Source organism: Burkholderia catarinensis, assembly GCF_001883705.2.
GTDB lineage: Bacteria > Pseudomonadota > Gammaproteobacteria > Burkholderiales > Burkholderiaceae > Burkholderia > Burkholderia catarinensis.
In genome coordinates, this window is record NZ_MDEQ02000032.1 from 52,172 (window position 1) to 74,487 (window position 22,316).

The 22,316-nt window shown below is 64.1% G+C and carries 18 protein-coding genes; 3 read left to right on the top strand and 15 right to left on the bottom strand.

Annotated elements, in window-relative coordinates:
- Positions 1–18: 18 nt before the first annotated feature.
- The 14 genes from BFF94_RS32865 to BFF94_RS32930 form a co-directional block, all read right to left on the bottom strand.
- Positions 19–2,313 (bottom strand): DUF2235 domain-containing protein, encoded by a 2,295-nt coding sequence (locus BFF94_RS32865; protein ID WP_128843315.1) that lies wholly within the window; start codon positions 2,311–2,313, stop codon positions 19–21.
- Positions 2,306–3,157, bottom strand: coding sequence for a DUF3304 domain-containing protein (locus BFF94_RS32870; protein WP_128843314.1), 852 nt, complete (start codon positions 3,155–3,157; stop codon positions 2,306–2,308). The genes BFF94_RS32865 and BFF94_RS32870 overlap by 8 nt, the downstream gene beginning before the upstream one ends.
- A 158-nt stretch (positions 3,158–3,315) precedes the next feature.
- Positions 3,316–4,131: a DUF3304 domain-containing protein gene (locus tag BFF94_RS32875; RefSeq protein WP_128843313.1), complete on the bottom strand. Its 816-nt coding sequence runs from the start codon at positions 4,129–4,131 to the stop codon at positions 3,316–3,318.
- Between the two features lie 4 nt (positions 4,132–4,135).
- Positions 4,136–5,158 carry a DUF4123 domain-containing protein gene (locus BFF94_RS32880; protein WP_128843312.1) on the bottom strand — a complete coding sequence of 341 codons (1,023 nt, stop codon included), beginning with the start codon at positions 5,156–5,158 and terminating at the stop codon, positions 4,136–4,138.
- A complete protein-coding gene (locus BFF94_RS32885; RefSeq protein WP_128843311.1) occupies positions 5,158–7,719 on the bottom strand; it encodes a type VI secretion system Vgr family protein in 2,562 nt (853 codons plus the stop codon). The genes BFF94_RS32880 and BFF94_RS32885 overlap by 1 nt, the downstream gene beginning before the upstream one ends.
- A gap of 123 nt (positions 7,720–7,842) precedes the next feature.
- On the bottom strand, positions 7,843–8,964 hold the full coding sequence (gene tssA, locus BFF94_RS32890) for a type VI secretion system protein TssA (protein WP_128843310.1): 1,122 nt from the start codon (positions 8,962–8,964) through the stop codon (positions 7,843–7,845).
- A gap of 42 nt (positions 8,965–9,006) precedes the next feature.
- Entirely contained in the window at positions 9,007–11,676 is a 2,670-nt protein-coding gene (gene tssH / locus BFF94_RS32895; protein ID WP_219140279.1) for a type VI secretion system ATPase TssH, read from the bottom strand.
- 356 nt (positions 11,677–12,032) lie between these two features.
- Positions 12,033–13,133 (bottom strand): type VI secretion system baseplate subunit TssG, encoded by a 1,101-nt coding sequence (gene tssG, locus BFF94_RS32900; RefSeq protein ID WP_219140280.1) that lies wholly within the window; start codon positions 13,131–13,133, stop codon positions 12,033–12,035.
- On the bottom strand, positions 13,097–14,932 hold the full coding sequence (tssF, locus tag BFF94_RS32905; protein ID WP_128843338.1) for a type VI secretion system baseplate subunit TssF: 1,836 nt from the start codon (positions 14,930–14,932) through the stop codon (positions 13,097–13,099). The genes tssG and tssF overlap by 37 nt, the downstream gene beginning before the upstream one ends.
- A gap of 76 nt (positions 14,933–15,008) precedes the next feature.
- Complete coding sequence (gene tssE, locus BFF94_RS32910; protein ID WP_089488119.1) at positions 15,009–15,494, bottom strand: type VI secretion system baseplate subunit TssE; 486 nt, start codon at positions 15,492–15,494, stop codon at positions 15,009–15,011.
- Positions 15,495–15,556: 62 nt separating this feature from the next.
- Positions 15,557–16,060, bottom strand: a complete 504-nt coding sequence (locus BFF94_RS32915; RefSeq protein WP_128843339.1) for an Hcp family type VI secretion system effector — start codon at positions 16,058–16,060, stop codon at positions 15,557–15,559.
- Positions 16,061–16,131: 71 nt separating this feature from the next.
- Positions 16,132–17,622 (bottom strand): type VI secretion system contractile sheath large subunit, encoded by a 1,491-nt coding sequence (gene tssC / locus BFF94_RS32920; protein ID WP_128843340.1) that lies wholly within the window; start codon positions 17,620–17,622, stop codon positions 16,132–16,134.
- Between the two features lie 15 nt (positions 17,623–17,637).
- Positions 17,638–18,153: a type VI secretion system contractile sheath small subunit gene (tssB, locus tag BFF94_RS32925; protein ID WP_069619456.1), complete on the bottom strand. Its 516-nt coding sequence runs from the start codon at positions 18,151–18,153 to the stop codon at positions 17,638–17,640.
- Positions 18,154–18,197: 44 nt separating this feature from the next.
- Positions 18,198–18,827, bottom strand: coding sequence for a tetratricopeptide repeat protein (locus tag BFF94_RS32930; protein WP_128843341.1), 630 nt, complete (start codon positions 18,825–18,827; stop codon positions 18,198–18,200).
- Positions 18,828–19,201: 374 nt separating this feature from the next.
- Here BFF94_RS32930 and tssJ point away from each other — a divergent pair, with 374 nt between their 5' ends.
- From tssJ to icmH, 3 genes are all read left to right on the top strand, one after another.
- Positions 19,202–19,813 (top strand): type VI secretion system lipoprotein TssJ, encoded by a 612-nt coding sequence (gene tssJ, locus BFF94_RS32935; RefSeq protein ID WP_128843342.1) that lies wholly within the window; start codon positions 19,202–19,204, stop codon positions 19,811–19,813.
- A gap of 102 nt (positions 19,814–19,915) precedes the next feature.
- Positions 19,916–21,262 (top strand): type VI secretion system baseplate subunit TssK, encoded by a 1,347-nt coding sequence (gene tssK / locus BFF94_RS32940; RefSeq protein ID WP_128843343.1) that lies wholly within the window; start codon positions 19,916–19,918, stop codon positions 21,260–21,262.
- Positions 21,259–22,041 (top strand): type IVB secretion system protein IcmH/DotU, encoded by a 783-nt coding sequence (gene icmH, locus BFF94_RS32945; protein WP_128843344.1) that lies wholly within the window; start codon positions 21,259–21,261, stop codon positions 22,039–22,041. Before tssK ends, icmH begins: the two co-directional genes overlap by 4 nt.
- A 62-nt stretch (positions 22,042–22,103) precedes the next feature.
- Here the strand turns inward: icmH and BFF94_RS32950 are convergent.
- The coding region (locus tag BFF94_RS32950; protein ID WP_219139647.1) for an integrase core domain-containing protein at positions 22,104–22,316 on the bottom strand (213 nt) is incomplete at its 5' end.

The window sequence follows — 22,316 nt, forward strand, 5'->3', positions numbered from 1 at the left end:
GTCATCCAGCAACGCCGCTCAATGAATGGGGGGAGTTGCACCGCCCTTGTAGCCCCGTGCCCATTCCTGACTCTGTTTGGCTGCCTGGTCGATGCGCGCCGCGGCGAGGTCGTCCTTCTTGCGCTGCTTCGCTTCCTTTGCGAGATCGCTCGACCCGAACGTATCCTTGTCGCGAGTCCGGAAGTACAGTGACGGCGCCAGCACATGGTCCTGCCAGCTCGTCAGCAACGTATCGTGGACGAGCATGTCGAACAGCGCCATGACTTCCGCCGGTAGCGGATGCTTGCCTTCGATCCCTTCCTTCCAGGCCGACACGAGCTCCATCTCGGCTTCAGGCAACATGGCCGCCTCGACCGCATCCGCGCTGGCCTTGTTGTTGGAATCCCACGAATCCGGCATGTTGCGGATGCGCTCGGCGGATTGCTTCAGGCCCTCCTGATACGACGCGCTGCGCAGTTTCTTTGCCGCTTCTTTTTCGAGACGCTCCCACACCGTCGAATAGTCCTTCGGCGCCTCCGCGATCAACTTCTCATAGCGTTTTTGCGCCGCGTCGCTCGCCGCCTTCATTCCCCGAAGCTTCGCCTGATCGTCCTGGCTGCGGCTGGCGAGCATGCTCATGTTGATGCCTTGTCGCTGCAGCTCCCAGTCGAGTTGCGACTTCGCGGTCTTGCGCTGCAGGTCGGCGTCGCTCATGTTGCGCTTCCAGTCGGCGACGGGGTCCGCGATCGTGCGACGGAATTCGGGATCCATGTAGCGGGCCGAAATCCAGCGCATGAAGACTTTCGAATGCTCCATGAAGTCGGCGCCGGATTTGCGGGGGACGAGCGCGTAGTACGCGTCGACGAGTTGCTTGATGCGGTATTGCTTGCCGTCCGCGTTGATCGGCGGTGCAATCGTGAATTTCCGGAAAGTGTCCGGCTTCTTGTCTCGCAGATCCTCCATCGTATCCATGACTGCACCTGCCTTCAATGCCTCCAGCAGCATGTCACGCAGAGGAATCCGCATCAACTCGGCATTGAAACCCAGTGAACCCTTGGGCGCGCCGCCTACGACATCGCAACTCGTACCCGGATAAAGGAATTGCTCGCCACGGGTCTTCTCGAGACTGTCGAGACGCTGATAAAAGCGCATCTCGTGTGCCGCGGCAAAATGAACACAGCGCTGCACACTGGCCGGTATGCCGAGGGCCCGGTCCTTGAAGCTGGTCTTGATCATTCCCAGATACGGCACCATGCCGATCAGCTCGCCAGCCTCTTCGGACATGGCCGATGAAACGGCATCGAGCAGTCCGACAAACTTGATCTGAATCGATACGCCGTCAATGGCGAGATCCATGTCGTCCCTGCGCTTGTATTTTTCCGCCAGATCGTTGATGAAGGCACGCGCGAGTACGCATCCCCGGTCGGCGCCGAACACCGATACCTCGATGGCCCGAACTTTCGGCATCTGCTTCTTGACGGCGTGGTACGCAGCCTCGAACTGGTCTTTCGCTGCAATCAATCGCGTATCGACACCCGTGCCGAAAGCCTTCGCCATGACGGAATTGTCACGCACGATCGGCACGTTCTCCATCGCAATGCCGACAAAAAGACTGCGCGCGACCGCCCAGCCCGCCTTCATCGGCGCGCCTTTGACGTTGTTCTTGAAGTCGTTCTTCGCGTTGCGCCACAGCAGCGTTCCGGTCGCCTTGGTTCGTTCCCAGTAACGCTCCTGCGATGCATTCAACACGTTCATCACACGTCGCGCCTGAGCAGGGATGTGCTCGATGTCCTTGCGAAGATCCTGGAATGCCTTGTCGATTGGTCGAAGCGAAAAATCCCCCTCGAGAAAGTTCTCAATGAACTGCTTTTTTACGTCGTCGACACGTTTTTTCACGCTGGCCTGTTTGATTGGCGTATCGACGCGCGTGAACGACTTGGCGACCGACTCCGCTCCGCTCATCGCCTTCTTGCCCCCCATCTTGACTGCAGCTACGCCCGCATTGATCCACTCATTGGCCTTGGCTGACTCGTTTAGCGGCGTGCCCAGTCCCGAATAATAGAAGCGGAACCAGAACTGATTGACCGGCCGATGCCTGTCGTCGTTGTCCCGGTGCGCCTCCCACAAACGGCAGATGTTCGAATATTGAGAGCTCGACTTGTCGTCAATATCGCGACTTCTGCCAAACGCATCGAAGAAAAATCCCATGCGAATCGTCGCGCCGCATGGCAGACAATCGCCTTTCGGATACATGTTCGCGTCCTGGCAGACAAGCTGCATATACGTGGACATCGGCGTCGCGTCGTCCGGATCGAGCTTGATTCTCTCAGCCATGCTGCTTCTCCTCTGCGCGTGGCGGCGGCACCAGTCCGTCGGGAATTGTCGGTACGTTCACCGGCTTGAACTTGCCGCTTGCCAGTTCGGACAACACGTTCTTTGGAAGCGCTTGCATCGACTTGGCAAACCAACCGGGCTTTCCAGCCGCTGCCCGCAAGATCCGCTGCACCTCCGGATGCGCATCGAATCGACTGTTCACGAGCAAACTGAAATACGCATACTGCTCGAGGTCATTCCGGTCGGTCAGTTGGTACTTCAGCCACGCGGCAGCTACGGCACTCGCAATGCGCCGATGCGACTGTCCGTCCGTATCGTCGAATTTCTTGTCCAGTTGCTCCTGATAGTGCGTCGCCATCCATCGGGAAACATCCACGACCGGAATACGCGATTCGTCCAAAAGTTGGCCAGGGAACTGGAACTCGACGTGACGATCCGGATAGAAATGAACTTCAAGAATACGGCCGCCGACTTTCTCGGGAACGGCCGACGGCGGCATCACCACCTTAGTCTCGACTTGCTGCGTATGCGAGTCGTCAATCGTCCATCGATCTGCGTCGTAGTACTTCCACTTGACCGTAAATTCGGTGCCCTTGAGCTTGTAGCAACACGCGACGCTGCCGCCACCTGCGCCGGGAGGATCGTCTCCGCCACCGCTTGCCTTGTTGCCATAAGAATCGGTGATTGTGAAGCCGTTCATGTTGTACGGCAGATAGTTCCGGCCCATGACCGAAATCCCGCTATAGGTTGGCTCGGATTTGCCGCAAGCCGTCACGGCTGCGAACAGCAGGCAAGTCGCCAGAACACGGCCCGTCATGCGCGCCGGTTTCGTTCCTCTATGCATCGACGTTTCCCTTCTGAGTGGCACCTCGCACGCCGCGCCGTGGCGAGCAAGCGCCTGTTTTGCATCTGTTATCGATCACCTTTGCACACGGCTCGAATGCCGTCCGGCGTGCGATGCCGATAGGCGACTGCGCGCACTCCTGATCGAACGCACCCGATTCAACCATGCCGCACCTCCGGCACACGCAGCGGCGGCAACAATCCATCTGGAATGACCGGGACAACCACTGGCTCGAAGCTATCGGTTGCCAGCGCCGACTTCACGTTCTTCGGCAGAGACTGCATCGACTTCGCGAACATACCCGGCTTACCGGCAACCGTCTGCAAGAGACGCTGAATCTCGGAATGCGCATCGAATCGACTGTTGACCAACAAAGCGAAGTACGCGTACTGCTCCAGATCGTCACGGTCGGTCAGACGATATTTCAGCCACGCAGACGCCACGATCCGGGCGACACGACGAAACTGCTGGTCCTCGCGCTCGTCGTATCGCTTGTCCAGTTGCCCTTGATACCGCTTCACCCATCTCACGACATCGACAATCGGCAGGCGCGCATCATCGAGCATCTGGCCCGGAAACTGGAACTCGACATGCCGGTCCGGAAAGAAGTGCACCTCAAAAATCCGGGAACCCACATTGTCCGGCGACTGGGACGGCGGCATCGACACCTTCGCCTCGGCACGGAACGTCTGCTCGTCCCCTTTGTGCCATTGGTCGACATCGTAGTACTCCCACCTGACCGTAAACTCTGTTCCCTTGAGTTTGTAGCAACATGTCAGGCTCCCGCCACCCGCACCCGGCGGATCATCGCCACCACCACTCGCCCTGTTCCCATACGCGTCGGTAATGGTGAAACCGCTCATGTTGTACGGCAGATAATTCCGGCCCATCATGGAAATCCCGCTATAGGTCGGCTCCGACTTGCCGCAGGCACTCAAGCTCAAAGCGACAACAAGCAGCCCCACCGCTAGCATGGACCTACGCCACGGCACTACGCACCTCCGGCAACGCTTGCTCGTGCGCATCGCGAATCACATCCCATGTCGCGTCGTCGATCGTAGCCAACGCGTCATTGAGCGTCGTGTCCCCATGAGCCACGGCTCCGAGGCAAGCTTGCACCGCCGGATACTCGTCGAACCGCGGCGAGACCAGCACGCCCGTCATCACGTAGCACTGCAATTCCGCTTCATCGGCAATCCCATGCGCGGCAGCGCGATCGAGTTGCTCGACGACCTCGTCATACAGTTCCGCATCGGACAAGTGGTCGACCATCGCCCCCATCGTCTCCCGAAACTTCAGCACGAGCTTGTCCGGATACCCGAGTTCGATCAGTCGCGCATGCTGCCGCTCGCTCAGGCCTGGCGCCTGACTTGCCGATGCCGCCCCTTCGACCGCGGGCGTGTCGTTGCGCCACACGACTTCATCGAGCCGCCGGTCGCGATACCGGATCTCGTCGAACGGGGCGACGAACTGCTGCGCCTGCGTATCGCTCCACGCCAGTCGAAGTCGCCCCAATACGTGGTTGTCGAAGAAAAACAGGTAGTACGCGCGACCGTTCGGCAGCGTGTACTTCACGTACTGGCGCAGATGCGCATCGAGCGCGTCGAACGACCACGCCGAGCACAGCCACGTCACCGCATGCAGATCGACCGCGTCCAGCCACAACTGACGCAGCAGGCGATACTGCTCGGCATCCTCGTCGTCGAACGCCTGGCGATCGAACGCGATCAGATATGGCGCGATATCCGTATAGGCATCCAGCCCGGTATCGGTCCAGAGCGACGCGTGGCGCAGGCCGCGCACGGCTGCAAGCTGCGAGTCCAGTTCCTGATAGCCGCGCGTGTCGACGAGCACGTACAACCGCAGCGCGCGGCCGTCGTCGGTATTGCGCGCCAGCGATGCCTTCAGCGTCTCCACGAATGCCGGCCATTCAGGCTCACGTGGATTGGGCACATCGACGGCCATCTCGGTGGCATCGCCCACATCGTTGACTTCGTCCATCAATCCGCCTCGACCATCGATTCGCGACCGCTATGCGCATTCAGCACGCATTGCTTGCACGTGCCGCCCGGCATCGCGGGCAACGGATACTGCATGCTCGTCGGCCCGCTGAACTGGTGCTGCGCTCCCTTGAAATCGATCTTCCCCGGCGCGTGAATCTCGATGTTGCCGCCCTTGATCCGGATATACGCGCCGCCCGACGTCAGCAGGATCTCCTGCTTCGCGGCCACATCGACGGCCTCGGTCGCCGCCACCATCTTCACGGTCTTCTGCGCGGTAAGCTCGATGCTGTCCGCGTGCGCCTGGACCTCGACGTTGCCCTTCGCGGCGAACATCTTCATTCCGGCGTTCTGCGCGAACAGGCTGATGCGATCGCGGATGCCGGCGATCAGCGACTTCCCGCTGGTGATGAACGTGCTCTGGCCGCTGACGATATTGGTCTGCTGGTCGCTGGCCAGGTGCACCGACTGCTGCGACGCCATCCCGATCCCCGCCGGGCTCGCGAACAGCATCACCGGTTCCTTGAACGCATTCGCGTTCCCCGTCCCGCCGCCGGCTGTCCTGCCACCGCCCGACGTCGCCCCGGCCACGCTGTTCTGCGTCGCGTCGGCGAACTGCTTCAGCGCATCGCGACCGGTGCCGAGACTCTCCGCCTGATGCATTTCGCTGACCTGCGACATCGACTCGACCAGCCCCTCCGCATTGACGAGCTGCTGCTTCGCTTCGCTGACATCGAGCGGCTGACTGTTCGCCTGCTTCGGATGCGTCGTCACGTACAGGCCCTGCCCGGCACGCATCGCACCATACGCATCCGTACGCAGATCGAAACCGGAGCCAAGATACGCACCGCGCGTGTTGCCGTTCTGCTCGATCAAATAGCCGAGGTGAAGCAGCGAATTCGCGCTGCTGCTGAACAGGCGCGCGCGGTTCTGCCCGGTCGCGTCGTCGAGCACCATCTCGTTGTGCCCCGATCCCGCATACTCCTTCGACCGGAAGCCCGACAGGATCCCGTCGCTATGCCACTGCGGCTTGGCAGCGCTGTTGTACACGCGATGCATGACGATCGGCCGATCACAGTCGCCGCCGATATAGCCGATCAGCACTTCCTCGCCGACGCGCGGAATATGAACGCCGCCGTAACCGCCACCGGTATCCGACTGCACGACGCGCATCCAGCATGATGCGGTCTCGCGGCCTTCGCTCTGCCGGTCCCAGACGAACATGACCTTGATCCGGTTCAGCTCGTCGGTGTAGACCTCCTCGCCCTTCGGGCCGACGACGACGGCCGTCTCGAGCTGCATCGCGGGTTTGCGGTGCTCGAACGGGCTGCGATACGGCACGCTCGCGCGCTGCGCCTCGACCTCGACGAGATAAAACCCTGCAGAGCCGTCGTCATGCCCGACTTCGAACACAGCCGCTTCCCCGCGACCGGCCTTCACCTGCGCCAGCTCGGCCTGCAGGCTATGCGGGAAGTTCGCTTCGTGGTCCGAGACCGGCAGATTGTTCTCGATGTAACGCGTGACGCCGATGGCCGCGAACTCGCGATCGCTCGCCGAATCGCGGTCGTGCTCGGGATGGTCGACGAGGGTGAAACGCCGCCCAGCGTCAATCGAGCGCACACCGCCCACGCCGAAGAAACGCTTCGACCGCGACTCCCATTCCTCGAGGCGAATCTTCGACAGGTGTTCGCCGCGGTCCTGGCCGGAATACGTGTACGCGCCGGTGTATTCGTAGATCTCCGCCTGGCCCGGCAGGTCGCCCTGACCAGCCTTCGTCGGCAGCGACGTGCCGTTCGGATTGCCCGCCGACGACGGCGACTTGTAGTCGAACGTGCGCGTCGTATGCAGCGTGCTTTGCAACGTCCGCGACGCGGCCCATTGCGTGAAACCGGCGGTTTCGGTGCCGCTGCCCGAACGGTCGAACGTAACGGTATTCGGCGACAGTGCGTCGACCGCATGCAGGTCGTCGGTGATGACGAGCGTGTGCGCCTTCCCGTCTTCACTGTGCCGCCAGAAGCCGAACAGCCCTTCGTCTTCCATCAGCCGATGCACGAAGTTCCAGTCGGTTTCGCTCTGGCGGCAGTACGAGCGGGACGGCAGCGGCTTCGACAGCGCGAACTGGTATTGGCCCTTGGCCTGCGGATGGCGGTCGAACACATCGGCGAGGATCGCGTCGACCGGCTGGTCCTGCCAGTACCGCATGTCGCTGCGGAACTTGAGGAAGTGCATCCACGACGCGAAGCGCAGCTGGTAACTCGACAGGCTGCCGTCGGCGCCGAGCCGTCGCGCCGTGTGGATATAGCCGTTGATCGGGAGGTACGACTGGTTCGCCTGCCGGATCCACAACGTGATCGGCTGCGCGATCAGCGTCTTGAGCTCGACGTCGCTCGCGGTGGATACCAGGTCGAGCGCGACGCTGAAATCGCGGCCCAGCCCGGAACGGGTCACGGCCCGGCGCGGCACGAGCGCATTGTTCGGCAACGACGGGATGTCAGTCTTCAGCAGGCGGTCCTGCTGAATCAGACCACCGCGAATCGCCTGTGCCAGTTCGGTCACGTTCATGCGTCACTCATCTTCTTGTTTGCCGCGGGCCCGCCGGGGCCCGCGCTCTCAGGAAAAAAGCCCGTCTCTCACCGCACGACGGCGCCCCGGACACGCGTCACGCGCGTCGCGCGGCACCGTCGCTCACGACTGCTCGTCGGGCCGCACGCCCAGCAGCTCGCGAATATGCGACAGCGAGCCGTCGTCCTTCACGACGCTCTCGAGCCACTTGTGCAGCGGCATGTCGGCCCATTCGGCCGCCTTGTCGGCAAGATACGCGACCGGGCTGTGCGGCTCGGTCTGGCGGAAATAGCGTGCGACCGCGCGCAACTGGTCGACGGCCTGCGCACGGTTCTGGATGCCGGCGATCATCTGCGTCACCGGTGCGCGCGGAACGGGCTGCGGCTGCACGTGGGTCTCCTCCGTCTGGATCGGGTTGCCGAAAACCGGCTCGATGCGCTCGGGCTGCGCCTGCGGTGCCGATGGCGTGTGCGGCGCGCTGCCCGTATAGCCCTGCTCGCGCGCGAAGCGCTCGGCGAGCCGGTACACGGTCTCGAACGCGTCGCGCGCCTGCCGGAAGCTCGGCGCCGAATCGCCCGCGCGCTCGACGAGCCGCTCCTCGAACGCATCGAGCGCGAATTCGAACGCCTTCAGGTTCGCCAGCAGCGCCGTGTAGAACGCAATCGACGTGACGCGCCGCGACGAATCGATCTGGTCGATCGACGGCTTGCCGCGCGCGATGTCATCCGCGTGATCGGGGTCGCGCTTGATGGACTGCGCGACGTGTTGCGCCACTTCCCAGTCGAGCGTGCTGAACGCGTTCGACGCACCGTCCGTCACCGGCACCGCGCGCAGCAGCTCGGCCGTGCGGCCGGAGAGCCACGCGACGTTGCCGAGCCGGTACTCGGTGTCGTCGCCTTCGGGCTGCGGGTGCACGGTGTCCCAGAACTCGCGGCACAGGCCCTCGAGCAGCGCATAGCCTTCGGTGAGACCGGTGAGGCCGTCCTCGAGCGCGAGCGCCTCGGTCAGCCACACGGCGAGCCGCAGGTCTTTCGTGCGCGAGCGCAGCAGCTCGTCCGCATGGTCGACGACGAAGCCCCAGTCGGCCTCCTTGATCTCGGTCACCCATTCGCCCTGGTCGAGCGTCGGATCGTCGTAGCGCCGCGCGTCCTGGATCGCGTCGAATTCGTTCGAAAACAGCAGGTCGTCGCCGCTGGGCGACGCATCGCTGATCGGCGTCAGCAGCTCGGGAAGATTGATCGGCATGGTTCGGTCAGTTCATCAATGCTTGGCGTTGCGCGGCCGCGCTCATTCGACGGCGTACGCGAATTCGCCGGCCTCGTCCGCGCGCACCGCGATGCGCGCGATGGCCGCGCCGTCGGCGATCCGGCCGAGCACGTGGCCCGCGATCTCCGGCAGCAGCGTGCCGTTCAGGATATGGTCGACGTTGCGGGCGCCCGAGTCGACCTCGGTGCAGCGCGCCAGCACCGCATCGACGAGCGATTCGTCCCATTCGAACGCGGCCTTGTGGTTCGCCTCGATCCGGCGACGGATCCGCTCGAGCTTCAGCTCGATGATCTCGGCCAGCACGTCGTCGGAAATCGGATAGTACGGCACGACCTTCATCCGCCCGAGGAACGCGGGCTTGAAGGTCTTGTACAGTTGCGGGCGCAGCGTCTCGGCGAGCGCGTCCGGATCGGGCAGCTCCTCGGCCGGCTTGTTCAGGCAGGCCTGCATCACCGCGGTCGAACCGACGTTCGACGTCAGGATGATCAGCGTGTTGCGGAAGTCGATCTCGCGCCCTTCCGCATCGTCCATCGCGCCCTTGTCGAACACCTGGAAGAACATCTCGAGCACGTCGGGGTGCGCCTTCTCGACCTCGTCGAGCAGCACGACGGAATACGGGTTGCGGCGCACGGCTTCGGTCAGCACGCCGCCTTCGCCGTAGCCGACATAGCCGGGCGGCGAACCCTTCAGGCCCGACACGCTGTGCGCTTCCTGGTACTCGCTCATGTTGATCGTGATCATCTTGCGCTCGCCGCCGTACAGGATGTCGGCCAGCGCGAGCGCCGTCTCGGTCTTGCCGACGCCCGACGGCCCGACGAACATGAACACGCCGCGCGGCTTGTTCGGATCCTCCAGGTTCGCGGTCGCGGTGCGCACGCGCTGCGCGATCGCGTCGAGCGCATGGTCCTGGCCGATCACGCGTGCGCCGAGGAGCGGCTGCAGGTTCAGCACGGTGTCGATCTCATCCTTCACCATCCGGCCGAGCGGAATGCCCGTCCACGCGGCGACGATCTCGGCGACGACATGGCCGTCGACCTGCAGCGGCACCATCGGCTCGCCGCCCTGCAGCGCGTGCAGCGCCGCCACGCGTTCGGCGAGCTTGTCGCGGGTCGCCTGCACGTCGACCGGCTGGCCGTCTTCCGACGGGCCGCGCGCGCGGTCGAGCGTTTCACGCAGCTCGGTGATCTCGGCGACGATCGCGCGCTCGGCTTCGTAGCGTGCATCGTCCTTCGCGAGTTGCTCGAGCGCCGCGTCGCGCGTGCCGCGCAGCTCGGCGAGCCGCTCGTCGTGCGGCGCGCCGCCGGCCGCCTCGCGCTCCAGCGACGCGATTTCAGCATCGATCCGCTCGATGCGCTTCTTCGTGTCGTCGATCGCCGCCGGCGTCGCGCTGTGCGCGAGCGCGACCTTCGCGCAGGCGGTGTCGAGCACGCTGATCGCCTTGTCGGGCAGCTGGCGGCCGCTGATGTAGCGGTGCGACAGGCGCACGGCCTCGGTGATCGCGTCGTCGAGGATCCGCACGTTGAAGTGCTTCTCCATCAGGCCCGACATCCCGCGCAGCATCGCAGCGGCGAGCGGCTCGTTCGGCTCCTCGACCTTCACGACCTGGAAGCGCCGCGCAAGCGCCGCGTCCTTCTCGAAGTACTTCTTGTACTCGCTCCACGTCGTCGCGGCGATGGTGCGCAGCTCGCCGCGCGCCAGCGCCGGCTTCAGCAGGTTTGCCGCGTCGTTCTGGCCGGCCTGGCCGCCCGCGCCGATGATCGTGTGCGCCTCGTCGATGAACAGGATGATCGGATGTGCGCTCTTCTTCACTTCGTCGATCACGCTCTTCAGGCGGTTCTCGAACTCGCCCTTCACGCTCGCACCGGCCTGCAGCAGCCCCATGTCGAGCACGTGCAGCGCGACGCCGGAGAGCGGCGGCGGCACATCGTCGGCCGCGATCCGCAGCGCGAGCCCTTCGACGACCGCCGTTTTGCCGACGCCGGCCTCGCCGGTCATGATCGGGTTGTTCTGGCGACGGCGCATCAGGATGTCGATCGCCTGGCGGATCTCGGCTTCGCGGCCGATCACCGGATCGATCTTGCCGTCGCGTGCGCGCTGCGTGAGGTTGGTCGTGTACGTGTCGAGCGCGGGCGTCTTCGACGGGCCGGCCGCGGGCGCCGCACCGCCGGCGCCCGGCGCCACGCCGCCGTCGTCCATATCGGCCTGGCGCGGCTCGGCCTCGCTCGACCCGGCCACGATCTCGTCGAACTTGTGCTTCAGGTCCGTCACGTTCACTTCCGCGAACTGCGACGACATCCGCTGCGCGAACTGCGCGAGATCCGGTGCGGTCAGCAGCGCAAGCAGCAAGTGCCCCGAACGGATGCGGCCGAGCTGCGAATCGAGCGATGCGATCAGCCAGGCCTGCTCGAACAGCGCGATCAGGTGCACGGAAAACACCGGCGTGCGCGTGTTGCCGGTCTTCAGGCGCGTCAGTTCGCGCTCCAGATCGGCGCGCAGCGCATGCGGATCGACGCGGCTCGCGCGCAGCGCGAGCGGCAGGTCGCCCGCCGGCTCCTCGAGCAATGCGAGAAACAGGTGCTCCAGATCGACCTCGTAGTGGCCGCGCGCCAGGCACGCGCTCGCCGCGCGCTCGGTCGCGTGCCGGCACAGCGGATTCAGTTTCGTGATGAGGGTCTTCAGAGGCGTGCTCATGGCGTCGATCTCAGGTTCGATTGCGTGTTTGTTGTTAGGGTCTATTTACATATGGAACGCGCATGCGTTGCCACGAGAACGGCCGCTCGCGAGGCGCGCGACGCTGCGAATACTGACGTATTCGCAAGGAGCGCAACGTGGCGAGCGGCCGTTCTCGTGGCAACCCCAAATTAAAAAATTCATGTCACGGGAAAGCCCGAAATCGCCCGTATGGCGGCGTCGCTCGTCGCTTGTCCCCCAAGGGGACTTCCTTCGGGGCGTTTGGCTAGTGGCGCAAACGGCGCTCCTCACTTCTTGCCCTCCGAGCGATTTCGGGCATTCGCATGCGCGTTCCATATGTAAATAGACCCTCGGAATCAGTGAATCACGTGCAGTTCGTAGCGTGCGTCCGAGCGGTCGTCGATCGCGTCGCGCGTGCAGAGGAACGCGTCCCAGCCGAGCCGCGAGCCCGCGCCGAGCACGCTCGCGCCGACCTCGGTGCGCTTCAGCACGAGCTTCACCTCGTATTCGAGCGTGACGCCGGCGAGCAGCGTCAGCATCCGCTCGAGCGCGACGGCCTGCGGGCCGCCGGGCAGGAATGCCTCGTAGTCGCGCTTGGACAGCGGGCCGACGACGATCCGCGCGCGCATGTCGCGCTGCCATACGCGTTCGCCGACGAGCGCCGTCGCGCCGAGCACCGCGTTGACTTCGCCGAGCACGCTCAACTGGTCGGGCGGCACGTCGTACCACTTGCCGACGAACTGGTCGATCTTCACCGGCACGCGGAAATAGTCGGACAGCGCGCGCTGCAGGTACGCGGCCGACATCGGCCGGTGCCGCGCGGCCAGCGCGTAGCCGGCAACGGCCTCGTCGAGCACGCCGCCCGCGCCGGCCGCGAGGCTGTCGCGCACCTCGTCGCTCGGCACGCCCGCGATCGCGAGCAGCAGCGGCAGATAGCGCTCGTCGCGGTCGAGCTCGTAATGGAACGGCAGCCGGTATTTCTTCCACGCCGCATAAAACAGCGCGGTCGCGCGGTTCGAGAACACGTCGAAGAACGCGCGCGCCGCGTGATCGCGCTTCAGGTGCTCGCGCGCGACGATCTGCTCGGTGTAATGCAGCGGCAGCGCGCCCTGCCCGCCGAGCAGCCCGAAGAAAGCGGGTGTCAGCTCGACGTGGCCGAGTTCGCCGGCCGCGAGCGCGGCTTCGCGCCGCTCGCCCGAATCGAGCAGCGTGCCGCCGTCGTCGAACGAGCGCAGGCCCTCGATCTCGCTCGGCGGAAAGCCGAGCGACAGCGTGTTGCGGAATTCGATGCGCCGCGCGACGACGTCGCCCTGCCGCCACGCGCCGGGCGCGTCGGACGCCTGCCGCGCGAACAGCCCTTCGAGCACGCGCACGGCCTGGAAGAATTCGAAGCGGTGCGGTTCGTCGAGCAGCGCGTCGATTACGCCAGGATCGATTCGCCGGTGCGGGGCTTGCATCGGATGATCTCCTCGCCGGTGCGCTTCGACACGACGACTAGTTGAACGAAACTGTTGATGTGGACATACAGCCCGAAGAAGCTGTCGAGCACGCGCACGAACGACGCGAGGCTCGCGCCGACGAAGTGCTCCTCGTCGATCGTCAGGCGAATCTCGATGCCGCGCACGAAAGTCGCGAACGGCTTGCCGGGCAGCCATTGCACGGCGCCGCGCTGCTCGATGCCGGCCAGCCCGTCGATCTGGCGCATCGACACGGCGGTGCGCCGCAGGTCGTACAGCGTCAGCATTTCCTTCAGCGGCGCGAGACCGTGCGCGACCAGCGACACATGATTGAGCGCGAGGTGCGACACGAGCCGCCAGTGCGCGGCGCGGCCGCGCTCGAAGCGCACGCTCTGCGTCGGGCGGCGCAGCAGCGAAATGCCGCTCGTCTGCGCGCCGCCTTCCTGGAACAGGTCGCCGCCCTCGAGCCCGAACGCGAGCATCGCCGGCAGGTCGCGGTTCGTGCAGGTGAGATCGAGGCTCAGCGTGTCGGTCTGCGGCGACGTCGGCTCGAAATCGATGTCGACGATCGAGATCTCGGTTTCATAGCCGGGGCTCTTCTGCGCGACCCAGTCGTTGCGACGCGCGAACCAGTAATGGCCGATCCGCGCCGATTCGCCGTGATGCAGCGAATAGAACGGCCGGAACTCGATCACCGACTCCTCGTGCGCCTGCTGCCTGACAAGCTTCACCGAGTCGATCGAGTACACCTCGTACGCGAATGCGCGCCGCGCCTCGGCGATCACCGGGTAGGACACCGCGCGGTGCGTGATGCGGATCGGCTCGCCGTGCTGGCGGAACAGGTTGACGATCGGCGTGCAGAACAGCCGGAAATGGCTCGCCGTCAGCAGTTCGAGCAGCCGCGCGACGTGCGAATCGCCGCGCACGTCCTGCAGCACGAGATGCAGCGTCGCGCGCTGGCAGCGGCCCGACGCGCGCGCGATCGCCGCGAGGTCGAAATCGACGAAATCGAACTTGTCGGGGAACGCGAAGTATTCGGTGAGCAGGCGATACGCGGGATGCGATTTCGCCGGGTAGTCGATCAGCGCGTCGTCCTCGCCGAAGCCGGCCTGCGCGATCGGCAGCTTGCGCAGCGCGGTCCAGCGGCCGTTGCGTTCGGGCTCGACATACGCGCCGAGCACGTTGACGAACAGGCAGTCGGTCAGCGCGGCGACGAACGACTGCTCGCCGTGCAGGTGCGCGCGCAGCGTCGACAGCTTCAGCGCGCCGAGATCGAGCTGCGCGGCGAGCGATTCGAACGTGATCGAGATCACGCCCGTCGCATTGGACGGCAGCACCGTCGCGCTCGGCGCGAGCGCGACCGGAATGTAGCGGGCCTCCGAGATGCGGATCGGCGCGAGCGTCACGTCGTAGGCGGTGCGGAATCGGCACTGCACGCCGCGGATCGGGCGGCTCTTCAGCTCGGTGCCGCGATCGATCAGGACCGGTTCGGTCTGCTGGCCGGGCGACGCCGGCGTGAACTGCGCGATCGAGCACGACGGGAACGGCCGCAGGTAGTGCGGATACAGCACTTCCAGCAGCGCTTCGGTGAATTCGGGGTAATCGTCGTCGAGCTTCTTGTTGATGCGCGCGCCGAGCAGCGCGAACGACTCGATCATCCGCTCGACGTGCGGATCCTCGCAATGCTCGCCGGACAGCGCGAGCCGCGCCGCGATCTTCGGATAGCGTTCGGCGAAATCTCGCGAATAGCGCCGCAAAAACGATAATTCGCGCTCGTAATACGGCAGCAATTCTTCCATCGACGACCCCGAACCTCAATATTTCCTGCCGGACCTGATCCACCACCGGGCGGTCCGGCCCGCTCGGCGGCTTGATTTACTGCATTCTTGCAGCGCGTGCGCGCGTGACCGAATACTGCAGCGTCGACGGCTGCAGCATCGCGTCGAAACTCACCGGCTCCTCGGCCGGGTGCACGACGAGCAGCGCCTGGATCGCGAAGTAGAGCGCGTTGGTCGCCTGCTCGTTCAGCTCGAACGTCACCTGCACCTGCTGCAGGCGCGGCTCATGGCGCGCGATGGCCTGCTGGATCGACTTGCAGATGAACGCGCGATCGTAGTGACTCGCGAGGCTCAGCCCCGCGAAATCGTTCAGCCCGTAGGTCAGCACCGATTTCTGGCATTCAGGCAGCGTGGCCAGCTCGTTCTCGGTGTGCGCGATACGGGTGTTGAGGATCGCCTCGACGTCGCGGGCGACCGTGTTCTTGAGCTCTTCCAGCGACAATTGCCGCATCGCTGCCGAGGCCGGCAGGTGCGGTTCGTCGTCGAACAGCTTGTCGAGAAAACTGGGTTCGAATCGTTTCATCGGTCGGTGCGTACAGCGAAAACGGCAACGGGACGCGATGCGCCCCGCTGCCGCAACCGACCTTAGACCGCGTAGGTCTTGTCGTTCTTCGTCAGACTCCAGGCGCCCTGCGTGTTGCCGCCCTGGTTGCCGCCGATCTTCTGCTGGGTTTGCTTCCACTGCACGGCTGCGTACTTCAGCGAGAACGTCTCGATCGGAAGACCTTCCTCACGAACGCTCGGCGCGATGCTCGAGATGATCACGTACTTGAGCTTGACTTCCAGATACTGCACGCGCTTGCCTTCGCCGTCAGCGCGCGAGAAATGGACCGTCACCTCGTCGAACGTGGTACCGCCCGACGCGTGCTGGTACAGCAGCGGGCTCGAAGAATCGATCTCTTTCGAGAACACCATGTCGCCGTGTTCGCAACGCGTCTGCGTCAGGCCGCCGGCCGACGACGCCGTTGCCGAACGCGGCTGCATGATCGAGTGATCCCACGATTTCAACTCGAGCCAGCCCTGGTGGTCCTTGTCCGCGGACTCGCCTTTGACTGCCGGACTACCAAACTGCAAGTGAATGTGTAACATGGCCCTTCTACTCCCCAAAGAGGTGGTTTTAACGTCCTACCCAGGCGGCCCGCCCGGGCGATTTTGCTCGCTTATGAATTTGCCGATTTGGGCAGATCAGCGACAAGTCGCAGAGAAATCGAGAGTTCGTCGAGCTGAAAGTGCGGGCGCAGGAACGCGACCGAACGATACGAGCCCGGCTTGCCCGGAATCTCCGACACTTGTATGGATGCCTCGCGCAGCGGGAATTGCGCTTTCTGTTCCTGCGAGGCGTTATCGTCGAGCAGGACGTACTGCGAAATCCACCGGTTGAGGAAAGTCTCCACGTTCTGCGCCGACGCGAAGCTGCCGATCTTGTCCCGCATCATCGCCTTCAGGTAGTGCGCGACACGCGACACCGAGAAGATGTATTGCAGCTGGGCGGACAGAACGGCATTCGCGTTGGCGCTGTCGGTGCTGTATTTCTTTGCTTTCTGCACCGACTGCGCAGCAAAGAACGCGGCGTAATCGGAATTCTTGCAATGGACGAGCGGGATGAAGCCGAGGTCGCTCAGCTCCTTCTCGCGGCGGTCGGTGATCGCGATTTCGGTCGGGCACTTCAGCGCGACCTCGCCGTCGTCGGTCTTGAACGTGTGGGTCGGCAGGTCCTCGACGAGGCCGCCGCCTTCGACGCCGCGGATCGCCGCGCACCAGCCGAAGTCGTCGAACGCGGCCGTCAGGCGCGCAGCGAACGCCCAGGCGGCATTGCACCACAGGTACTTGTCGTGCTCGGTGCCGTCGACGTCCTCGACGAAGTTGAAGCGTTCCGCGGTCTGGCCGTCCTTCGGATTGAACGGCAGGCGCCCGAGGAAGCGCGGCAGCGTCAGGCCGACGTAGCGCGAATCCTCGGAATCGCGGAACGACTTCCACTTCGCGTATTCGACCGTGTCGAACACCTTGGCGATGTCGCGCGGCTTGCCGAGATCGGAGAACGACTCTAGGCCGAGCAGTTCCGGCGACGCCGACGCGATGAACGGCGCGTGCGCGGCCGCGGCGACACGCGACATCTGCTCGATGAAGTACAGGTCTTCCGGCTGGCGCGAGATCTCGTAATCGCCGATCAGCGCACCGAACGGCGAGCCGCCGAACGTGCCGAATTCCTCTTCGTAGACCTTCTTGAACAGCGCGCTCTGGTCGAACTCGCTCGCGCCCTTGAAGTCGCGCACGAGGTCACGCTTCGGTGCGTGCAGCGCCTTGATCTTGATCGTCTGGCCCGTGTTGCTTTCCTTGACCAGGTAGTCCATCCCGCGCCACGTGCTTTCGAGGCGCTGGAATTCCGGCGCGTGCATCACCGCGGAAAGCTGCGAGGAGATCAGGCGGTCGAGCTCCGCGACGCGCGCGTCGATCGTGGCCGACAGGTTGTCCGACACGATCACCGTGCCGTCGAGCACCTGGTGCACGAGCTCGCCGATCAGGTCCTTCGCGCGCGCATGCTCGGAATCGGATTTCGCGACCTTGCTCTTCTCGACGATGTCGTCGAGCAGCGAAGTCCCCGCGGCGTATTCCGCGCCGCTCGCTTCGGCCGCAGCCGTTTGCTGGTTCATCTCAATACTCCGTCGTCATTCGCCGTCTTTGTCGCCGCCGGTGCCCTTCGCGAGCTCCTGCAGCTGCTGCGTGTTCTTCAGCACCTCGGACAGCAGATCCTCGAGCTTGTCGTTGCCGGCGAGCTTGTTGCGCAGGTCGGCGAGCTTCGAGCGCGCCTCGAGCAGGCGGCGCAGCGGCTCGACCTGTTCGACGACATCGTCCGGGCTGAAATCCGACAGCGAGCGGAACTTCAGGTCAACCGCGAACTTGCCGCCTTCCGGGCTCAGGCGGTTTTCCACCTGGAACGCGGCACGCGGCTCGATCGCCTTCATCACGTCGTCGAAGTTGTCGCGGTCGATATTGACGAACTTGCGGTCGCGCAGCTTCGGCTGCTCGATTTCGGACTGGCCCGCCAGATCGCCGACAACCCCGACGACGAACGGCAGTTCCTTCACCTCGATCGCATCGCCCTTCTCGACCTCATAGGTCAGCTGGACGCGCGGCGGCCGGATTTTCTGCAAGCTTTTCTGAATGCTTTCTTTCTTGGCCATCTCGACGGCTCCCAGGTTAGTTGTGGTTATCGCGTCAGTTGCGGTCAGTTGCGCAGTGCGCCGAACGGATCAGCGCCGCCCTTCTGCGACGTGGTAGGCGGCGTCGGCGTGGTGGTCGCGGCCGCCTCGGCGGCCGGTGCAGCGCCGCCCTTCGCACGATGGACGATCCGGCGCGGCGTGCGCGGCTTCACGACCTTCGCTTCCGGCGGAAACAGCGCCGATTCGCCCAGCGTATCGCGCAGCTGCTTCGCGAGCGCCTGCGCATCGGACTTCGCGTCGCCCGCGAGCGACGAATCCTGGCGCAGCTCGCCGAGCGACTGCGTCGCGATCCGCAGGCCGGCGACGGCCAGCACGCTCTTCGCCTGACGGTCGGTCGCGTCGCGCTGCAACGCTTCCTGGGCGGCAACGATCGCCTGGCCGTAGTGGTTCTGAGCGAACTGGATTTGCGCGATGCGCGACCACGGTTCCTCGCGCGTCGGATCCGACTTCGCGAGCTGCTGGTACAGGCCGAGGGCCTTGTCCTGGTCACCCGCCTTCGCAACTGCGTCCGCATCGGCCAGCGACTTGTTGAACACCTCGGCAGTCGGCGGCGCGGAAGGCTGGCTCGCACAACCGGCGATCACGCCGCAAGCCACTACTACCCCAGACAGTTTTGCGAACAGACGGTCTTTCATCGTTATATCCACCGGCGCGTGAGTTTTAAATCGTTGAGAATCTGGTTCTTTTGCTTTGCTAGATGCGCGCGGGTATAGTACCGATCAATTTTTCATAATTCAATCGTCGTGTGAAGAGTAATTCCTTTTAAAATCGGGCGCTACCCCCTCGAATGGCCTCTCGCTGCGGGCTCGCAGCGGTTTTTCTTTCGACCGGAATGCGCAAGTTTTACTGGTTTCGCGACGCGCCGCCCGGGCGGCGGAAAAAATTTCCGGACGCCTGCCGCGACGCGGGCGTGCTTAATAATTGAGCGATTCAATGTCGGGGATACGCGGCGAACGCGGAAATACCCGGCAGTTTTGACAGGGGATAAAGGCGGCACGCCGGAAACACGATGAGATCGTCCATGATTCGCTACGCGCTGCCGCTGGTTGCCTGCGCCCTTCTGGCCGGATGCGCGGCCGCCCCGCTGCTCGGCTCGGCCGCGAGCGCCGTGATGTCGGCGGCCGGCATCGGCAAGCCCGAGTTGCCCGACTCGCAGAAGCCGCCGCGCAACATCGGCATCACGCTCGCCGCGGCGCCGAACCTGAATGCCGCGACCGACAACAAGCCGCTTGCGCTCGTCGTCCGGATCTATGCGCTGAAGGACCCGACTTCGTTCCAGCAGGCGCCGTTCGACGCATTTACCGATCCGACCAAGGAGAAGGCCGCGCTCGGCGCCGACCTGCTGAACGTGCGTGAAATCACGCTGATTCCGGGCCAGCGCTATACGGCGACCGAGAAAGTTTCGCGCGAAGCGCAGGCCTTCGGCATCGTCGCGCTGTTCCGCGATCCCGCACTGCAACGATGGAAACTGACGTTCGATCCGGTGAAGTCGGAGAAATCCGGCATAATCATCGGCCTGCATAATTGCGCGATGACCGTCACCGACGGCACCGTCATTGCACCGCAACAGGGTGCGCCGTCGCAACCGCTGAATATGCTTTCTTCGGTGTCCTGCGGTTAAACATGACGCACGAATGTCAATTAACAAGAGTTAACAATTGGCGATTCAATTCGGGCACGAACAAATCGATTACATCGCAACGCGACATTAACCGGATTTGACATGAGTTATTCGGCCAAGGTGCTGTGGGGGGAAGGGCTGTTCCTCCGGCCTCAACACTTTCAGCGACAGGACGCGTACCACGAGGCGCGCCTGTTCGAATCGATCCAGGCGATCCAGCCGTACAACTGGGGCGTGCGCTCGGTGCGCATCGACCGCGACGCGCTCGGCAGCAACGTGCTGCGGGTTGCCGAACTCGCGCTCGTGTTCCCGGACGGCGCGCTGTATGCCGCGCCGCAGGCCGACGACCTGCCGCCGCCGATCGCGCTGGACACGCTGCCCGACGGCATCAACGAATTCGTGTTCTATCTCGCGCTGCACCCGCTGCGCGAGAACGGCACCAATTACAGCGACGATCCGGCCGCCGGCTTCATGACGCGTTTCGTCAGCGAGCAGACGAGCGTCGGCGACAACTTCACCGACGCCGCCGAAGCCGACATCACGTTCCTGAAGACGCAGGTCAAGCTGATCGCGCATAGCGAACCGCGCGACCAGTTGCTGTCGGTGCCGCTCGTGCGCGTGCGCCGCACCGCGACGTCCGGTTTCGAGATCGACGACAGCTTCGTGCCGCCGTGCCTCGCGATCGAGGCATCGCCGATCCTGCACCAGCGGCTGCGCCAGCTGGTCGACGCGCTGCAGGCGAAGGTGAACGCGCTGTACGGTTTCCACCGCGAGCCGTCGAAGAACATCATCGAATTCCGCTCGGGCGACATCGCGTCGTTCTGGCTGCTGCACACCGCGAACGCCGCGTTCGCGACGCTCGCGCACCTGCACCAGCATGCGGCGCTGCATCCGGAGCGGCTGTTCCAGGAACTGCTGCGCCTCGCCGGCCAGCTGATGACGTTCTCGAAGGGCTACACGCTCGCCGACCTGCCCGTGTATCGCCACGACGATCCGGGCCCGAGTTTTGCGCGTCTCGACCTGATGCTGCGCGAGCTGCTCGACACCGTGATCTCGACGCGCTACTTCGCGATCACGCTCGACGAGGTGCGTCCGTCGTTCCACCTCGGCCGCCTCGATTCGGGCAAGATCGACGACAAGACCGAGTTCTACCTGGCGGTGTCCGCGGACATGCCGAGCGTCGAGCTCGTCGATGCCGTACCGGCCCGCTTCAAGGTCGGCGCGCCCGACGACGTCGACAAGCTCGTGCTGTCGGCCATGCCCGGCGTGCGGCTCTCGTACACGCCGCAGGTGCCGCCCGCGATTCCGGTGCGGCCCGGCGCATGCTACTTCGCGCTCGATTCGCGCGGTGCACTGTACGAGCGCATGCTGCAGGCCCAGTCCGCGATGATCTACGCGCCGACTGGCATCAATGACCTGAAATTCGAACTGATCGCGGTCACATCATGAGCTACGCGCCCTCCCTGTTCGGCGACAACGCGCCGGCACCCATGCATTCCCCGGCGTCGACGGACTCCGCGTTCCAGGCCCGTTCGCTGCTCGACCTGCTGTATGACGGGTTCTTCATGCTGTTCCTGCTCAAGAACGGGCGGGCGCCGGATAGCGCCGGCGAGTTCAGCACGCGGATCCAGGAGTTTTTGTCGGATTTCGAGCGTGGCGCGAAGAAGCTGAATATCGCTGCTGAAGATGTGTACGGCGCGAAATTCGCGTTCTGTGCGGCCATCGACGAGATGGTGCTGTCGTCGCAGTTCAAGATTCGCACTGACTGGGAGCGCCGGCCGCTGCAGCTCGTGCTGTTCGGCGAACAGCTCGCGGGCGAGAAGTTTTTTCAGTATCTCGAGGAATGTCGCGCGCAGGGGGCGGCACGGCTGCAGTCGCTCGAGGTGTTTCATATGTGCCTGCTGCTCGGGTTCCAGGGCAAGTATCTGCTCGAGGGGCCGGAGAAGCTGGCTTACCTCACCGCGCGGCTGGGTGACGAGATCGCGCATATGAAGGGCAAGCGGGCTGCGTTTGCTCCGCACTGGCCGCTGCCGGATCAGATCGCGCATCGGTTGAAGCGCGAGGTGCCGGTTTGGGCGATCGGGGCGGTGTTCGCGCTGGTGGCGCTGCTTGGGTATCTCGTGCTGAATACGTATCTGAAGGACAAGACGCTGCAGGCGTTGGCGCCTTATTCGCAGGTGATCAAGGTGGGCCCGGAGTCGGCTAATTTGACGATTTCGTTGCCGTAGGAAGCGCCGGTTGCTCGAACACCGCTTGTCAAGTCCTGGAATAGGTTGACAGTATCCAGACCCTAGAGCGCCCGATGCACCGCATCGGGCGTTTTGTATTTCAGAGCGGCATGTGGCCGCTCGTGGTTATAGATGCGAACCGACTGTTCGACCATCTTGGCGGCCTGCTCAAGGTCAGCGGGACGTTGCAACAGGAACTCGCCCTTGAGGATGCCGTTGACCCGCTCGGCCAGAGCATTCTGATAGCAGTCGTAGCCGTCCGTCATCGAACAGCG